2 protein-coding genes and 1 pseudogene are annotated in these 1401 nt (G+C 41.0%); all 3 read left to right on the forward strand.

Annotated features, from left to right (window positions below):
* A pseudogene (gene hisB / locus JZU62_RS07255) lies at positions 1 to 249 on the forward strand (imidazoleglycerol-phosphate dehydratase); the annotation flags it as partial.
* Complete coding sequence (locus tag JZU62_RS07260) at positions 246 to 737, forward strand: HAD hydrolase family protein (RefSeq protein WP_295013341.1); 492 nt, start codon at positions 246 to 248, stop codon at positions 735 to 737. The pseudogene hisB and the gene JZU62_RS07260, both read left to right, overlap by 4 nt.
* Positions 738 to 1247: an LPS export ABC transporter periplasmic protein LptC gene (gene lptC, locus JZU62_RS07265; RefSeq protein ID WP_295013343.1), complete on the forward strand. Its 510-nt coding sequence runs from the start codon at positions 738 to 740 to the stop codon at positions 1245 to 1247.
* The last annotated feature ends 154 nt before the right edge of the window (positions 1248 to 1401 follow it).

Genomic DNA, 1401 nt, shown 5'->3' on the forward strand with positions numbered 1-1401 from the left:
AATCGACCATTCCTCGTATACGACGTTCCAGTTTCAGGTAAAATCGGATCGTTTGAAGCAGAACTTGCCGAAGAGTTTTTTCGTGCGGTCATCTTTAATGCCGGTATCACTGCGCACATTATTATGCAACGGGGAAAAAATAAACATCACATTATCGAAGCGGCGTTTAAATCATTGGCGGTAGCGCTTCGCCGTGCACTGGCGCGTAACGATCGTGCCGGAGTGCCAAGCACCAAAGGTGTTTTATGATCAAACTGTTGATTTTGGATGTTGACGGATGTATGAGTGACGGTAAAATCATCTACACCGCCGATGGGTTAGAACTAAAAAACTTCAATGTCAAAGACGGCTTTGCCATAAAAGCATGGGTTAAAATGGGTCATACTGCCGCGATCATTACAGGTCGTGACTCCACTATCGTTACGAATCGCGCCAAAGAGCTTGATATTGCTCATCTCTACCAAGGGGTAAAAGATAAACGCGCCGTTGCTATCGCTATGTGTGCAGAACTGGGTATTGAGCCACACGAAGTAGCAGTCATCGGTGATGATTTAAACGACTATAACCTGATGCAATGGGCAGGGCAAGCCTATACACCACAAGATGGCTCAGAGTATTTGAAGGCTTTTGCTGATGTCTTAGATCGTTGTGGCGGGGATGCGTGTGTCCGTGAAATGATCGAAAAAGTGATCTGCCGAAACGGTGAAGAAGAAAAATTTTTGGCTCTTTGGATTTAAATGTCGATTAACTTATTCTTTCTTTTAGCATTTGGTTTTTTAATGGGGATGTTCGGCTATTTTTCCCCTAATTATACTGTTCCAAAAGATAGCGCTGAAATTCCGACGATAGAGTTGTCAAATTTCACCTTGTATGAAATATCCAAAAGAGGGATTGATCATATTTTAGAAGGGGAAGAGGGGAAAAAGTTTGAAGCATACTATGCGGTAACATCAGCGAAATTTAGCGATAATACGAAAAATTTATTTCAAACTATTCGCGCAGATAACGCTGTTCATCGCAGTGATATTCTCAAGCTGAACGGCAATGTTCATTATGTACGGGAAGATGGGTTAGAATTTCGTTCTCAAGAGGGGACATATAATTCAAAAACTTCGAATATACATACGGAAAGTTCGTTTACGATTACCCAAAACGGTAGTCGAGTTGATGGAAATTCGTTGCTTTACAATACACAGCAAGATACGGTTTCCGCGAATAAAATACACGCAATTTATCAATTAAAATAGGAAAATACCTGATGATACTTAAACTACTATTTTTAGCCTCTTTGTTTTTTACACTGACCTATGCAGAAGAGCTGCAGGTAATCTCTGATAATTTTAAAGGGGATCAGCAAAAAGGGGTCTCAGTCTTTACCGGTCATGTCAAAGTAACCAAAGG

Source organism: Sulfuricurvum sp., assembly GCF_019163035.1.
Lineage (GTDB): Bacteria > Campylobacterota > Campylobacteria > Campylobacterales > Sulfurimonadaceae > Sulfuricurvum.

Excerpts from the sequence above, each read along its gene's own strand:
- JZU62_RS07260 (WP_295013341.1), top strand. The coding sequence starts at position 246 with ATGATCAAACTGTTGATTTTGGATGTTGACGGATGTATGAGTGACGGT.
- lptC (WP_295013343.1), top strand. The coding sequence starts at position 738 with ATGTCGATTAACTTATTCTTTCTTTTAGCATTTGGTTTTTTAATGGGG.